Consider the following 13,558-nt stretch of genomic DNA (forward strand, 5'->3'; position numbering starts at 1 on the left):
TGCAATGACAGTTTCCGAAGTCAAGACAGCGGCTTGCTGACTGAGAACGGTGAGTCCCATGGTCGCCCCGGCACGCAGCAATCGGACGCTTCGGCATCCCCGCGACGTCGATCCGGCCAGTCCCACCGCCGAAGAGTACCCGCTCTCGCCCGATGACATTGAGGAACTCGATGCCGCGAAGCGGGCCTTGGCCGTGGCGCGACTCGAAGCGGCCGCCCAGCGCGTCGACGAGCAACTCAGGCCGCGCCCCTGGCCGCGGGTCTCGCGCGAGTTCGCGTTCTTTCTCAGCCTGGGCGTGATTGGCGGGCTGATGCTGAGTTGGAATCTGCGCCCAGAATACCTGGCGGCGGCGTGCGGAATGACGGCAATGGCGTGGGTGATTGGCGCCTGGCTGTTCCGACTGCAATCGGCGTACGTCGAGTGGACCTGGTGGGCCATCCTGACCATGTACGTCGTGGCGGTGATCCGCGCGGCGTATCTCGACGGTTAATTGTTAGCGCGGCCGAGGCTACGCATCAAGCGTTTCACGGCTTCACGTCGCGACGCCGGGCTTCGAGCAGCGTTAAGTTGTGACGCAACGTCGGCTCGTTGTCGGCAAGCTGCAAGCCCCGCTGCAACAGCCGCTCTGCATCGTCCCAGCGCTCGGCTTGCAGCCGGTCGATGGCCCAGTTGTTCAGTGTGGCGATCAGGTTCGTTCGAGCGGCGCGATGTTGGCTGTCGAGGAAGTTGGCTTTCATGCCGGCCGCATAGGCCGCGGCAAAGTCGCGCTGGGCCAGCTCATCAACCGCGCGGTTGTAGTAGAGCAACGAAACGAGTTGCACCTGATCGAGCCGGCGCACTTCGCGGTGCCGCGTGATGGCGGCATTGGCGGGCCAGATGTGCTCGAAACCCTCGGCGCTGGTGGCGTCGATCAGCAACTCGTGATCGCTCAATTGAACGCGCGCCACGACGTGCCCCGGCATGACCGTGGCCACCACCGGCAAGGCGGCCGCTTCGGCCAGCACTTCGTACAGCGTCGTGGCCGCCACACAGTTGTAGCGGCCCCCTTGAAGGGCCGTGATCACATTGTCGCCGTCGGCGTCGTACGAGCCGCGTAGCACCTGGCGATGCAACAATTTGAGGGCGGCAATGGCGCGCCGGGCGTCGTTGCGCTCGGTTTGCAGGTCGACCAGCCCCGGCGCAATGGCCTGCTGGAACTGTTGTTCGAGCGTTCGCACCTGGGCCCAGTCGTCGGCGCCACTGACCGTCAGAGCGGCCGCCAGCAGCGAGAAACGATCCAACCGCCCGTCAGCCACGTCCGCCAACAACTCGCGTTCTAGCGGTCCACGGGCCGACTGCATGGCCGAGTCGGGGATGGTCTGCGCCCGGGCCGACGTCGCGCCGACCGCGACCAGGCAAACCGCGAGCACTACCAGCGGTCGAAACGTAACAACCGTCACCACGCGAGCCACCTGAGCTGACGAAGACCTCATGGTTCCCAATTCCCTTGGGAACAATAGGTTGCAACTCAGGAGGCGGAGGGATTTTTCGACCCTTACCTGCGGGCAGAAATGACGAATAGTCGGGCGGAAGGGAATCGCCGACCCAAGAAGCTCGATCGACGGCGGAATTGGGTAGCCCAGGTAGCTCGCCTACCTGGGCTGGCATCGCCCGCAAGAGGGTTCAGGGCACGCATGGCCTGGATAAAAGCCGCCACACCTGGAACGCGGCGCACGGGCCTTTTGTTGCCGCGCAACACCGATTGCAAGCAATCGGCGCTATCCGCAAGAGGACGGCTTCGCGTTCATGTGCCCAGACCTCAAGCCGGCATGTTGGCCGTCTGCATCAAGGCGTCGAGCAGTCGCTTGGCGTCGACCCAATCCTGGGGCTTGATATTGTTGATGTTCTTGTTCAATTGGTCCATCATCGCGCTCGACGCGCGACGCAGATCGCTGATCGCCGACGGCCCGCCCGTGCTCAAGTGCTCGGCGCGCTTGCGAAAGAAGCCGTCAATCGGTTCGCGGTACGAGGCGTACTCCGGCGACATCAATAGCGGGGTCCAGGCGATCGATCCCGTCACGGGGTCGAGTTGCGTCGCGCTCAATTGCACTGGCTTCGGCGCCAGGCTGGGCGAGCCGTACATCTGGGCCGGGTAACGGGCGTCGTGCTCGGCCTTTTGCGCTTCGCGATTGACGCGGCGCATCTCGAAATAGGTTTCGGTGGCCTTCAACTTGTTGTCGAGCGCCATCTGATAAGCCTGCTGCTGGGCTTGCGCGGCTTGCGCGTTCGCCAAATTCGCCTGGCCCTGCGCGGCCGTCATCGCGGCTGCGCCGTACGCCATGCCTTGCATCGGGCTCGTGGCGTAGCCATAGCCGCCGTAGCCACGGTAACCATGGCGGTAAGGCCGATAGTATTGGGCGCTCGCCACCTGGGCGGTGGCGCATAGCACGACGAGTGTGAAAATGATTTGTTTCATGGCTCGGTATCTCCTGACCTGGTGGCGCGGGCACAAACCCGAATTCGACCCGGCGCCGCCGGGCATGGATGACAACGCCGGTTCGCCGATCGCCGCTGATCGTTGCATTTTAGTGAGACTGGCCGGGGGCAATTCCGACTTTCTATGGCCACCGAATCTTGCTCCCAGCGCCTAGTCTTATCATACTAAATTCCACGGCTTCCAAATTCAAATGTTGCCCGGCAGGTTCTTGCGAAGCGGGCCGCCCTTCCGGCGGTCGTACGCTCTTTTCGCCTGATCGATTTCGAACCAGCCGCCGCGGCAGACGCTGGATGCACCTGGTGTATCCCGCTGGCGACTTTGGACAGTGCGTCACCGCACCCCCTGTGGACACTCGGCACCTTTGAGACTTTTTTCATGCGACCCAGCCCCTTCGCGCTTGCGTTTGGTTTCGGTTTTTTCCTGGGGACGGTGATCTCGGCCCAGCCCCCCGCGCCACCGGCGCCGGGCGTCCCCGGCAAGCTGCCCAATGACGTGGCGGGTTGGGTCCAGTTGCTGGTCGCGCCGAGCGTCCCAACGCGCGTGGGCGCGATCGACAGTCTGGCCGGCGCTGGGGTCAATGCCCCGCAAGTCGTCGCCGGCCTGGCGGGCTGCTTGAACGACGACAATGAAGCGGTTCGTTGGCACGCGGCTAGGGCCTTGGGGGCCATGGGGGCCGACGCCAGCGCGGCCGTACCGGCGCTGGCGGCCAAGTTGGCCGACAACAGCGCGCTAGTTCGCGCTTATTGCGCCTATGCGATTGGCCGCACAGGTGAAGCCGGCAAGCAAGCGGTGCCCGCGCTCGTGAAGTGCGCCACCGACAGCGATCGGCTGGTGCGCACGCAAGCCATTAAGGCCATCGCCACCATTCGTCCCGGCCCGGCCGTGTCGGTGCCGTTGTTCGTCGACCTGCTGCGCAATGCGCCGCCGGAGGACATTCCCCCGGTGCTCCACTCGTTGGCTTCGCTGGGCGCGCCAGCCGTCGACGCGTTGACCAAAGCGCTCGATTACAAGGAAGCCCGCTATTGGGTTTGCCTGGTATTGGCCGAGATCGGCCCCGCCGCCCGAGCAGCCACGGCCAAGGTTCTAGAATGTACGGCCGACGCCGACCCGCTGGTCCGCCGCGAGGCGCTGCTGTGCCTGGGGCACATGGCCGCCGGCCCTGAAGTGGTCCCGGCCATCGTCAAGGCGCTCGACGATTCGGAAGAAAGCGTGCGCTACAGCGCTGGCGTCACGCTGGGCCTGCTCGGTCCCACGGCCAAGTCGGCCGCTTCGACCTTGAAGATTCGTCGCAACGCCAACGATCCGCTGATGAAGACCGTCGCCGCCTGGGCGCTGACGCGCGTTGAGCCGGACATCGACGCCCACGACACCGAAGCCTTGCCGCTGTTGATCGAATCGATCAAGCACCAGAACCCGCGTGTCCGCGCCGCCGCGGCTCACGCGCTGGGCGAGCTTGATGGTCTCATTGCGCCGATGGCGCGGGCCACGCCGTTGGCGGGCCTGCTGGGTGACGCCGACGCCCAGGTGCGAATGGCGGCGATCGAAGCGTTGATTTCCATCGGCCCGCAGGCGATTCCGGCGCTGACCATGGCGCTGCAGCCTGGCCCGGCTCGTGGCGGCGCCGCCGAAGTGTTGTCTCAACTGGGGCCCGAGGCCAAGTCCGCCTTGCCAGCGTTGAATGCGGCATTGGGCGATCCGGCCGCCGACATTCGGGCCGAAGTGCTGGCCGCGATCGGCGCCATCGGCCCCGAAGCCGGTGCGATGGTCTCGGCCCTCTCGACGGTGCTGACGAATGATCCGTCGCCAATGGTCCGCCACAACGCCGCCGTGGCGTTGGGGTCGATCAACCCGCTGGCTGGCAAGCCGGCGCTGCAAAAGGCCGCCAAGAGCGACGCCGACGACGCGGTTCGCAACGCGGCGCAAAAGGCGCTGGATAAGCTGGCTCAATAGAGAAATGACGAATGTCGAAATCCGAATGACGAAGGTCATGTAAGCCTCAATGACCAAAAAGTCTTCCTTCTGGTCATTGGACATTGGTGCTTGGTCATTAGCACGTCGTCTGCACCGCGGTTACTTAGGCGCGGCGGCTAGCCAGTTCGGCAACTTGCCCGCTGGCGGCATCTCGATGACCGTCGCGGTCTTCACGTCGGCGTGAGCCAGCATCTCGTTCAACGCCGCGGCGGGTGGCCGCGCGTCGAGGTTCAGCACGCCGATCGCCTGGCCGCCGGGAGCGCCGCTGTCGCGGCCGACGACCATCTGGCCGATGTTCACCTTGTGCTGGCCAAAGATCGTGCCCACGCGGCCGATGATGCCCGGCACGTCGCGATGGGTGAAGATCAGCATCACACCGTCCAGGAAGGCGTCCAGCCGGTGCTCGTCGAACTGGACCAGCCGCGGCATGTTCTGGCCAAACAACGTGGCCGCGGCCTTGTAAGTCTTGGCCTCGGTCACCAACTCGGCTTGAATCACCGAGCTGAAGGCTCCCATGTCGGCGCGTGATTCCTCGACCAACTCGATGCCCCGCTCGCGGAGCAGGACTTCGGCGTTGACGATGTTCACCCCTTCTTCCAGCGCGTTTTCCAGCAACCCGACCGCGACACAGGCGGTGATCAGCTTGGTTTCCTTGCTGGCCACTTCGCCGCGATAGGTCAAGCGACACGCCTTGGCCGGCGACTTGTCCACCTGGGCCAACAGCAGACCCAGGCGATAGCCCAGGTCCAGGTAATCGCGCAGGGCGGCCAGCTTCTTGGCGTCAACGGCCGCCATGTTCACGGCGTGGCGAATCGCGCCCGTGCCGAGGAAGTCGACCAACAGGTGCGCCCCTTCGATGGCAACCTGTGTCTGTGCCTCTTCGGTGCTCGCGCCCAGGTGAGGCGTACATAGCACGCCGGGCATGCCGAACAACGGGCTCGTCTTGCACGGCTCGGTCGTAAACACGTCGAGCGCCACACCCGCCAGGCGTCCGCTCTTCAGGCCCGCCACGAGGGCTTCTTCGTCGTAGATGCCGCCGCGGGCGCAGTTGATCAGCCGCACCCCCTGCTTGACGATGTCGAGTTCCTTGTGGCTGATCAGGTTCTTGGTCTCGGGCGTCAGCGGCGTGTGAACCGTCAGATAATCGACGTGCGGCAGCATTTCGACGACCTTGCTGAACATTTCAATGCCCAGTTCCTTGCCGCGCTCGCTGCTGACGAACGGGTCATAGGCCAGCACGCGCATCTCGAGCGCCTTGGCCCGCAAGGCGACCGCCATGCCGATGCGTCCCAGGCCGACGATGCCGATCGTCTTGTCGGCAAGCTGGGTTCCCATGTACTTGTTCCGGTCCCAGCGTCCTTCGATCAGGCTCTGGTAGGCCGGGGCGATGTTCCGCGACAGGGCCAGCATCATGGCCACGGTGTGCTCGGCCGTGCTCAGGGTGTTGCCGGCCGGGGTGTTCATCACCACGATGCCCAGTCGCGTGGCGGCGTCCTTGTCGATGTTGTCGGTGCCGACGCCGGCGCGGACGATGGCCTTGAGCCGCTTGTTGCCGGCCAGGGCGTCGGCCGTAATCTTCACGCCGCTGCGGCAGATGGCGCCGTCGAACTCGGCCAGAGCGGTTCGCAGGGCGTCCCCCGCCAGACCAGTTCGCACCTCGTACGACATGCCAGGGGCCGCCGCCAGAATATCGAGTCCTTCTTGAGCTAACGTGTCGAGAACAATCACGCGGGGCATAGCTGTGCCTGAATAAGGGTGGAAGCGGCCGAACGGTCGTGGCGTCTAATGGCCAACGACCTTGCCAAATAAGGGAAAATGGCAAGATAAGAATTACCCGCCAGAGGGTCAAGCCACCGGAGACTTCGCCCCCTGCCTGAATCGCCCAGTTTGGCAGCGGTGAGGGAGGGTTAGCGGATGATCGGCGACGTGGTCGGGCCGGGGGCGCTCGACGCCGGCATGGTCACATAGCGCGTGCCCGGAGCGGCCGTCGGCAGGCCGGTCGGTTGGACTAGCGATTGCAGCGCGGCGATGCGGGACTGAACCTGGGGCGAGTTTTCACCGCTGACCACGGCGCGCTGGTAGTTGGCCAAGGCCTGGGTCGCGTTGCCGGTCTGTTCGTTCAATTGGCCCAGCGCGACCAGCGCGCGGCTGTCATAGGGGCTGGCCGCCAGGGCTTCGAGCAGTTGCTCGCGCGCCTGGGTCGTGTTGCCGAACTCTTGCGACAAGCGCGCGAGTTCGATTTTGGGGTCGGCCGAGCTGGGATTCTTTTGCGCCCAGCCTTCGAGCAAGCGGAAGGCTTCTTCATTTCGCTGCTCTTCGGACAGCAGCACCGCCAACGCCCGGTGGCAATCGCGATGGTTCGGATTGCGATCGAGGCACAAGTTGTACGTGTCTTCGGCCATCTTCCAATTGGCCGGCTGATTGGTCAGCTTGGCCAACCGGTGATAGGTCGACGCCAGATTGTAGTAGCCGTCGGCGTCGCCGGGGTTGGTGGCGATGGCTTGTTCAAAGTTGGCAATGGCCGCCTGGTATTGGCCAGTTTGAAACTGCCGCACGCCGTCGGCGTTTTGCCGATGCGCGACAACGCCGCAGCCCGAGGCACAAAGCAGCGCTACGAATAACAGCACGGCGCCGTGGCGCGCCGTCGAGGGGCGCCGCACCGCAACCGGCGTCAGAATCAAATGCCTGAACCGCGCGCAAGGCATGGTCAGAGGTCCTGTGGTATCCCGGGAATATCGCCAGACTGGGGGCGAGAGGATACCGACGCGAAGCGCCGGCGAGAAGGCCAGTTGGAAGAAGAGGGGCTAGGGGTTAGGGACGAGGGGCTAGCAGCACGAAACTGAGTCGCTGCGCGCATGTGGCGATCCCTTTGCGTGGTATTTCTTACAACTGACCACGGACCACTGACAACTGACCAAAGGCTAGCGTGGCGGTTCCAGCGTGACGTACAGCGTTACTTCTTTCCCTTCGCGGCGGACGACTACGGGAACCTTGTCACCGGCTTTGTACTTGCGCAGGGCGCTGTCGAAGTCTTCCAGGTTGCCGATCTTGCTGTCACCGAGCTTGATGATCGAATCGCCCCCTTTCAGACCACCCTTCTCGGCTGGCCCGCCCGGCGTGACCCCCTCAAGCGTGTAGCCCGGCTCCTCCGACGCGAAGCTCGGCCGGCTGCCAAAGTAGGGGCGATCGCCGCCGCCCCCCATGCCGCTCTTCGACGCTTTGACCTCGACGTACGTGGGGCGCGCGTCGGCTTCGGCCAGGGCGACCGCTACCTCGGTGACAAAGTCGGCGACACGGCGCATGCCCTGGGCGTTGATCTTGTCGATGTCGTCGCTGGGGCGGTGATAGTCCTTGTGCGTGCCGGTAAAGAAGTGCATCACCGGAATCTTCTTGCCGTAGAACGAGGAGTGATCGCTGGGGCCAAAGCCGCCCGACTGGCGCGTGATCTTGAACCCGGCCGTTTCATTCAGTCGGTCCACGATGGGCCCGAATTCGGTTCCCGTGTCGGCCCCTTGCACGATCAGCTTGTCGTCGACCATTCGGCCGACCATGTCCATATTCAGCATGGCGACCGTCTGGTCCAACGGGAAGATCGGGTTGGCACAGTACTTCGCGCTGCCGATCAGGCCCCGCTCTTCGCCGGTGAAGGCGATGAACACGACCCGCCGGGGCAAGGGCTTGCCGCGCGCGGCCAGTTGCCGAGCCACTTCGATCAGCGTCGACGTGCCCGAGGCATTGTCGTCGGCGCCGTTGTGGACTTCCTTTTCGCCCGGCGCCAAGCTCCCTTCGCCACCCATGCCCAAGTGGTCATAGTGGGCGCCAATGACGATCGTCTCGTCAGCCTTCGGCCCCGAGCCGGGCAACACGCCGATCACGTTCTTGACCGTGGCCTGGGTGCGTGTGACCGAAATCTCACCCTTGGCGCGCCAGCCGGGGAGTTCGCGGCTCGCGGGCTTCGGCCCTTTGTCGATCTCGCGTTCGAGCGTGGCCAAGTCGGTCTTCAAAGCCGCGCGGACAATCGGATCGATCGCCGCGCGCCGGCAAAAGACCACGGGAATGCGGCCCGTGTCGCCGCCGCCGGCGCCGCGGAACCCGAGCAGCGGATCGTACTCATGCTTCAGCTTGGCGGCCTGATCGTCCAGGTTCTTGAGCCATTCGGCGTTGACTTGCTTTTGCACCCACTCGCGGTGCGCTTCAATCTGTTCGAGCGTTGGGTTCTTGAGCTGCGCGAACTCCTGCTGTGCTTCGACCAACTCGTCCAACGGCTTGCGCCACAGCTTGAGCCGCTGGGCCACACGTTCTTCGATCTCGTACTCGTCGGTTACAAAGATCACCGCCGCCGCGCCATGCTCGTAGGCGTTGGATAGCTTCCGCGAGAATGGGGCGTATTGCGAGTGGGACGTGCCGTTGAATTCGCTGTGCGGGTTGTTCTGTTGCGGCTCGTGCCGCAGGACGATCACGACCTTGCCTTCGACGTTCAGGCCGGCATAGTCGTCGTATTTCAGATCCTTGGCCGTGATGCCATAGCCGACAAATACCAGCGGCGCGTCGATCTTGCCCGAGCCGCCGATGCTAAGTGGTGTGAAGTTCTCGCCCAAGGTCAGCGTCGCCGTCTCGGTCTTTTCATCAACACCGACGCGGGCAAAGCTCAAGGTGTTCGTCTGGCCCAACTCGGTGCCAACCGTCATCGAGAACTCTTGGAACGGCTTGCCCTCGACGACATTGGTCTTGAGGCCGGCCGCGGCGAATTGCTCGGCGACGTACTCGGCCGCCTGATCGATGCCCGGCGTGCCGACGCCGCGGCCGCCCAACTCGTCGCTGGCCAGATGGCGCACCCCGTCGAGCACGCGCGTTTCGACCGCCGAGTTCGAGAACCGATTCTCTTCGGCCGCGCTCAACCATGCGACGCAGGGCGCCAGAACCAAAGCCGCCAGCGCGGCAAACCAGCGAGGGCGAGACCGTGACATCGTGAGTTCTCGATTCGTCAAAGAGGATTCTCCTGCCGGCATGCTAGCGCCCGGGGCCGCTGTCTTCGCTCGCGGCGCAATCAACGACCGGATCGACGATTGGCCAAGTCAAATGGCAAAAACACTGTCGAGCGGTAAAGCTGAAGGGAAACCAGGGCGGGCGCGGGGGCAGGCGGTCATCGCCCGGCGGCGAGACTCCCTGAATTGTCAGCGGCGTTCCCTACCCGGTCAAGCTTGAATCTGGCTTTGACCGCCGGGGCCGGCGTCGGTATTCTTCGCCTCCCGCCCGAGACTTCCTCCCCTACGCTGCACGCACCTCGCGATTACGCGCCCCCCGCCTGTGCGTGCCACTGGAGCCAACCCGATGGACGCTCGCCACTCGGTCCTGGTTGTCGACGCCGCTGATACCGGCGCGGTTCTTTGCACGGCGTTGGCCAAGCGCGGCTGGCGCACCTTGTGCGCCACATCGAGCGCCGAGGCGTTGGCCCTGGCCGAGCGTCACGCGCCCGGGTGCATTGTCGTCGATCTGGAAAGCGCCGACCTGCACCACGATCGGGTCAATTGCGAGCAGTTGGCCCGGTCGAGCGAGCGACCGTTGGTCTTATTGGGCAATCTGCGGCAAGCTGCGCGTCTAGCCGCGACACGCGGCGCCGAGTTCGTGGCCAAACCCTATCACTATGCCCCGCTGATTCGTAAAATCGAAGCGTTGCTGGCGGCGCGGACGTCGAACGCGGCATAGCGTTTTGATCGTCGCGCGGCCAGCCGTTTCGCTCACTATCGAATCGTGCGCGGAGTCGCAAGCGTGCCATCGCTGTTTGTATTTCGAGGCCATGACCAGGGCTTGCGCTTCGAGCTCGACGCTCCGAGCACCACCATCGGCCGCGACAGCGACAACTCGCTGCAGTTGCACGACCACGAAGTCTCGCGCCGGCATGCGATCATCAGCAACGCCGACGGCGTCTGTACCGTGACCGATCAGCGCAGCTCGAACGGCACGTTCATCAACGGCCGCCAAATCACGGCGCAAGAGCTGCGCACCGGCGACGAAGTGCAGATGGGTGGCACGCTGATGCTGTTCACCGGGGCCACGGTCGAGCCCCCTGGCGCCGCCAACACCAACGTCGACATCGTCCCCTCGGCGGCCCAAGACGACCGCTCGCGCATCGTCCGCTCGATTGCGCCCGAGGAACAGAGCCCGCTGTTCAATCTCGGTGCCGACGCCGCCGGAAGTCCCTGGCTGGCGCGAGCGCGCAGCAATTTGCAGATCATGTACCGGACGGCTCTGGCCGTCAGTCACACGCTCGACATCGATCAACTGCTCGACCGGATCATGCAGTTGATCTTTGAATGGGTGGAAGCCGACCGGGGCGTGATCATGCTGGTCGATCCCGAGACCCGGCAGCTTGCGCCGCGCGTGCGTCACAACCGGCCGGGTGTCAAAATCGACGAGCGGATGGCAATCAGCCGGACGATTCTCGACCACGTCATGCAGACGCGCGAAGGGGTGCTGACCAGTGACGCCCAGGACGACGCCCGCTGGAAGGCGGCGCAAAGCGTGGTGCGGTTCGGCGTGCGCGAAGCGATTTGCGTCCCCATGCAAGGGCGCTACGAAACCGTCGGCGCGATCTACATCGACACGTCGTCGTCGGTGCAGCAACTGATGAGCCAGGGTGGCTCGCGATTCTCGGACGAGCACCTGAAACTGATGGTGGCCATCGCTCACCAGGCGGCCTTGGCCGTCGAGGATACGCACTACTACTCGGCCATGCTCCAGGCCGAACGACTGGCCGCTATGGGGCAGACGATCGCCACTCTGTCGCATCACATCAAGAACATTTTGCAAGGCATCCGCGGCGGCAGCTACCTGATCAAGGAAGGGCTGTCCAACAACAATCAAGAAATGCTACGACGGGGCTGGGAGTTCGTCGAGAAAAACCAGGAGCGGATCTCGAGCCTGGTAATGGACATGTTGACGTTCAGCAAGGAGCGAGAGCCGGAGCTGATCGTTGGCGATTTGAACCGCACGGTTGGCGAAGTGGTCGAGTTGGCGCAGAACCGGGCGGGCGAACGCTCGGTCGAGTGTACCTTCACGCCGGCGGCCGATGTGCCGCAGTTCACGTTCGATCCCGAGGGGGTTCATCGCGCGGTGCTGAACATCGTCAGCAACGCCATCGACGCCTGTGACCCGGCCACGTGCGAAAAGCCCGACCATGCCGGGCACGTGAAGGTCAGCACCCAGTACGACGCCAGTGCGCACATCGCTCGGGTGATCATCGAAGACAACGGCGTGGGCATCCCGGCCGAGGACGTCGACAACATCTTCACGTTGTTCACGTCGTCGAAGGGCTCGCGCGGGACGGGACTGGGCCTGCCCGTCAGTCAGAAGATCATGCGCGAACACGGCGGGCGGATTTACGTCGAGAGTGCCGAGGACCAAGGGAGCCGGTTCGTCTGCGAGTTGCCGTGCCAGGTCGCCAGCCCTCTGCACCCGACCGAGTTGATGCCAGTCGACGACCCGCACGAGAAGACGTTGTAGCACGGAATGAATCGTTCCGCTATTTGCCAAGGATGTAACGGAAGTCGCTTAGCTTCTTCCGGTTCTCGTGTTGATTAGCGTGGCCGATGACCGATAATTCAGGTATGAGCACGACCACGGAACGACAAGCCGATCATGAGGAAGCCGACCGAGCTCGCGCCGAGAAGCGTCCGGTCGCTGCTGAAGCGGCCAAGCGGATTCATGACCGCGCCGAGAGAATCCGCGAGCGGCTCTACAAAGAGCACGGCTTGCTGAACGTTGCTGTCGAACTCGTCCGCGAAACACGCGACGAATGAGATACGTCATCGATTCGTCCGTGGGCCTCAAAACGGTCTTGCCAGAGGTCGATTCTCCGCACGCGATTGCATTGTGCGATGGATTCCGGCAGGGCATCCATGAGTTGATCGCTCCTGACGTGTTCGCCGTAGAGGCTGCTCACGCGCTGGCAAAGGCGGAACGCAAACGATTGCTGATCGTTGGAGAGGCTTCCGTACTCTTCGATGATCTGATCCTGCCTGATCTGCACCCCTCGCTTCCGCTTGCCGCTCGGGCTTTGGAGATTGCCTCTCACGCCAGGATCGGCGTCTACGACTGTCTCTATGTTGCGCTCGCCGAACGAGAACAAACCGAATTAGTGACGGCCGATCACCGGCTCATTCGGGCATTGCGGCAAGACTTTCCATTCATCGTGGACTTGGCGTCGTTGCCGTAGGGCAACGCCAAACGAGCGTGATGGCGCACTGGGCATCGATCAGACTGCCAGCGCCGCAAAGCAGTGCGTCACGCTAGCACCGCATGCTACGCCCCATCGCCGACCCAGGGGTTCGTCCGCCGCTCGACGCCAACCGTGGTCGCTGGCCCGTGACCGGGATACACGATCGTGTCGTCGGGCAGCGTGAACAGATGCTGGCGAATGCCGGCTGCTAGCAACTCGCCATCGCCGCCGGGAAAGTCCGAGCGTCCCACGCCGCCCGCAAACAGCGTATCGCCAGCAAATACCACCGGCGGTTCTTCCGTCCGCAAGATGAACACCACATGCCCCGAGGAATGCCCCGGGATCTCTCGCACTTCGAGCGTAAAGCCTGCCCACTCGACGACTTGACCACCATCAACCAGCACGTCGGCCGCGGCGCTAACGAACGAAAAGCCGAAGCTGCTCGACAGATTCAACCCGGCGTCCGTCAGCTTGGGCGCGTCGCCGCGACCGATCACCACGGGGCACTCGGGCCAAAGCTGCTTCACGCCGGCATTGCCAGCAAAGTGATCGACGTGCCCATGCGTGTTCAAGATGGCGGCCGGCCTCAGTCGCCGCTGCTCCAGGTAATCGACAATGCTGTCCACGTCGAAGCCCGGATCGATCACCAGACAATCATCACGCTCGCGGCGGTGAACGAGGTAAGTGTTTTCCCCAAAGGGGGGAGAGACAATCATTTTCAGCAGAAAACTCAGCTCAGGCATAAACTGCTCTCGGGCGGTGGGATGGTTTTGGGTTAAACTACGCGGGCAGTTATGCCTGTGCTGTCGCCAGCGCCTGAACAGCGCACGGATGGGCGGCATTGCATGTGGCACATTGTAAATTGGTGATTCCATTGTGGCGATACTTACCAA

Annotated in this window: 12 protein-coding genes; 6 read left to right on the forward strand and 6 right to left on the reverse strand. The window is 63.7% G+C overall.

Going from position 1 to position 13,558, the window contains the following annotated elements; translation table 11 throughout:
• The first annotated feature begins 58 nt into the window (after nucleotides 1–58).
• The gene (locus tag JSS27_16015; protein ID MBS0210449.1) at nucleotides 59–490 is read left to right on the forward strand and encodes a hypothetical protein; all 432 of its coding nucleotides are present in this window, start codon (nucleotides 59–61) and stop codon (nucleotides 488–490) included.
• 34 nt (nucleotides 491–524) lie between these two features.
• On the opposite strand, the gene JSS27_16020 is transcribed toward JSS27_16015, so the two are convergent.
• Both JSS27_16020 and JSS27_16025 read right to left on the reverse strand, forming a co-directional pair.
• Nucleotides 525–1,472 (reverse strand): hypothetical protein, encoded by a 948-nt coding sequence (locus tag JSS27_16020; protein ID MBS0210450.1) that lies wholly within the window; start codon nucleotides 1,470–1,472, stop codon nucleotides 525–527.
• Nucleotides 1,473–1,798: 326 nt separating this feature from the next.
• Nucleotides 1,799–2,455: a hypothetical protein gene (locus JSS27_16025; protein ID MBS0210451.1), complete on the reverse strand. Its 657-nt coding sequence runs from the start codon at nucleotides 2,453–2,455 to the stop codon at nucleotides 1,799–1,801.
• A 396-nt stretch (nucleotides 2,456–2,851) separates the two neighbouring features.
• Here JSS27_16025 and JSS27_16030 point away from each other — a divergent pair, with 396 nt between their 5' ends.
• Complete coding sequence (locus JSS27_16030; GenBank protein ID MBS0210452.1) at nucleotides 2,852–4,426, forward strand: HEAT repeat domain-containing protein; 1,575 nt, start codon at nucleotides 2,852–2,854, stop codon at nucleotides 4,424–4,426.
• Nucleotides 4,427–4,546: 120 nt separating this feature from the next.
• On the opposite strand, the gene JSS27_16035 is transcribed toward JSS27_16030, so the two are convergent.
• The 3 genes from JSS27_16035 to JSS27_16045 all read right to left on the reverse strand — a co-directional run bounded on the left by JSS27_16035 (nucleotide 4,547) and on the right by JSS27_16045 (nucleotide 9,414).
• Nucleotides 4,547–6,184: a phosphoglycerate dehydrogenase gene (locus JSS27_16035; GenBank protein MBS0210453.1), complete on the reverse strand. Its 1,638-nt coding sequence runs from the start codon at nucleotides 6,182–6,184 to the stop codon at nucleotides 4,547–4,549.
• A gap of 170 nt (nucleotides 6,185–6,354) precedes the next feature.
• A complete protein-coding gene (locus tag JSS27_16040; protein ID MBS0210454.1) occupies nucleotides 6,355–7,152 on the reverse strand; it encodes a tetratricopeptide repeat protein in 798 nt (265 codons plus the stop codon).
• 216 nt (nucleotides 7,153–7,368) lie between these two features.
• A complete protein-coding gene (locus tag JSS27_16045) occupies nucleotides 7,369–9,414 on the reverse strand; it encodes a M20/M25/M40 family metallo-hydrolase (GenBank protein ID MBS0210455.1) in 2,046 nt (681 codons plus the stop codon).
• Between the two features lie 364 nt (nucleotides 9,415–9,778).
• Between JSS27_16045 and JSS27_16050 the strand changes: the two genes are divergently transcribed.
• The 4 genes from JSS27_16050 to JSS27_16065 all read left to right on the forward strand — a co-directional run bounded on the left by JSS27_16050 (nucleotide 9,779) and on the right by JSS27_16065 (nucleotide 12,662).
• A complete protein-coding gene (locus JSS27_16050; GenBank protein ID MBS0210456.1) occupies nucleotides 9,779–10,153 on the forward strand; it encodes a hypothetical protein in 375 nt (124 codons plus the stop codon).
• A 63-nt stretch (nucleotides 10,154–10,216) separates the two neighbouring features.
• The gene (locus tag JSS27_16055; GenBank protein MBS0210457.1) at nucleotides 10,217–11,950 is read left to right on the forward strand and encodes an FHA domain-containing protein; all 1,734 of its coding nucleotides are present in this window, start codon (nucleotides 10,217–10,219) and stop codon (nucleotides 11,948–11,950) included.
• 104 nt (nucleotides 11,951–12,054) lie between these two features.
• On the forward strand, nucleotides 12,055–12,246 hold the full coding sequence (locus JSS27_16060; GenBank protein ID MBS0210458.1) for a hypothetical protein: 192 nt from the start codon (nucleotides 12,055–12,057) through the stop codon (nucleotides 12,244–12,246).
• On the forward strand, nucleotides 12,243–12,662 hold the full coding sequence (locus JSS27_16065; protein ID MBS0210459.1) for a type II toxin-antitoxin system VapC family toxin: 420 nt from the start codon (nucleotides 12,243–12,245) through the stop codon (nucleotides 12,660–12,662). Before JSS27_16060 ends, JSS27_16065 begins: the two co-directional genes overlap by 4 nt.
• A gap of 86 nt (nucleotides 12,663–12,748) precedes the next feature.
• On the opposite strand, the gene JSS27_16070 is transcribed toward JSS27_16065, so the two are convergent.
• Nucleotides 12,749–13,408 (reverse strand): MBL fold metallo-hydrolase, encoded by a 660-nt coding sequence (locus JSS27_16070; protein MBS0210460.1) that lies wholly within the window; start codon nucleotides 13,406–13,408, stop codon nucleotides 12,749–12,751.
• Nucleotides 13,409–13,558: the final 150 nt, after the last annotated feature.

Source organism: Planctomycetota bacterium (assembly GCA_018242585.1).
In the GTDB taxonomy this organism is placed as follows: Bacteria; Planctomycetota; Planctomycetia; order Pirellulales; family PNKZ01; genus JAFEBQ01.

Excerpts from the sequence above, each read along its gene's own strand:
- JSS27_16015 (MBS0210449.1), top strand. The coding sequence starts at position 59 with ATGGTCGCCCCGGCACGCAGCAATCGGACGCTTCGGCATCCCCGCGAC.
- JSS27_16020 (MBS0210450.1), bottom strand. The coding sequence starts at position 1,472 with ATGAGGTCTTCGTCAGCTCAGGTGGCTCGCGTGGTGACGGTTGTTACG.
- JSS27_16025 (MBS0210451.1), bottom strand. The coding sequence starts at position 2,455 with ATGAAACAAATCATTTTCACACTCGTCGTGCTATGCGCCACCGCCCAG.
- JSS27_16030 (MBS0210452.1), top strand. The coding sequence starts at position 2,852 with ATGCGACCCAGCCCCTTCGCGCTTGCGTTTGGTTTCGGTTTTTTCCTG.
- JSS27_16035 (MBS0210453.1), bottom strand. The coding sequence starts at position 6,184 with ATGCCCCGCGTGATTGTTCTCGACACGTTAGCTCAAGAAGGACTCGAT.
- JSS27_16040 (MBS0210454.1), bottom strand. The coding sequence starts at position 7,152 with ATGCCTTGCGCGCGGTTCAGGCATTTGATTCTGACGCCGGTTGCGGTG.
- JSS27_16045 (MBS0210455.1), bottom strand. The coding sequence starts at position 9,414 with ATGTCACGGTCTCGCCCTCGCTGGTTTGCCGCGCTGGCGGCTTTGGTT.
- JSS27_16050 (MBS0210456.1), top strand. The coding sequence starts at position 9,779 with ATGGACGCTCGCCACTCGGTCCTGGTTGTCGACGCCGCTGATACCGGC.
- JSS27_16060 (MBS0210458.1), top strand. The coding sequence starts at position 12,055 with ATGAGCACGACCACGGAACGACAAGCCGATCATGAGGAAGCCGACCGA.
- JSS27_16065 (MBS0210459.1), top strand. The coding sequence starts at position 12,243 with ATGAGATACGTCATCGATTCGTCCGTGGGCCTCAAAACGGTCTTGCCA.
- JSS27_16070 (MBS0210460.1), bottom strand. The coding sequence starts at position 13,408 with ATGCCTGAGCTGAGTTTTCTGCTGAAAATGATTGTCTCTCCCCCCTTT.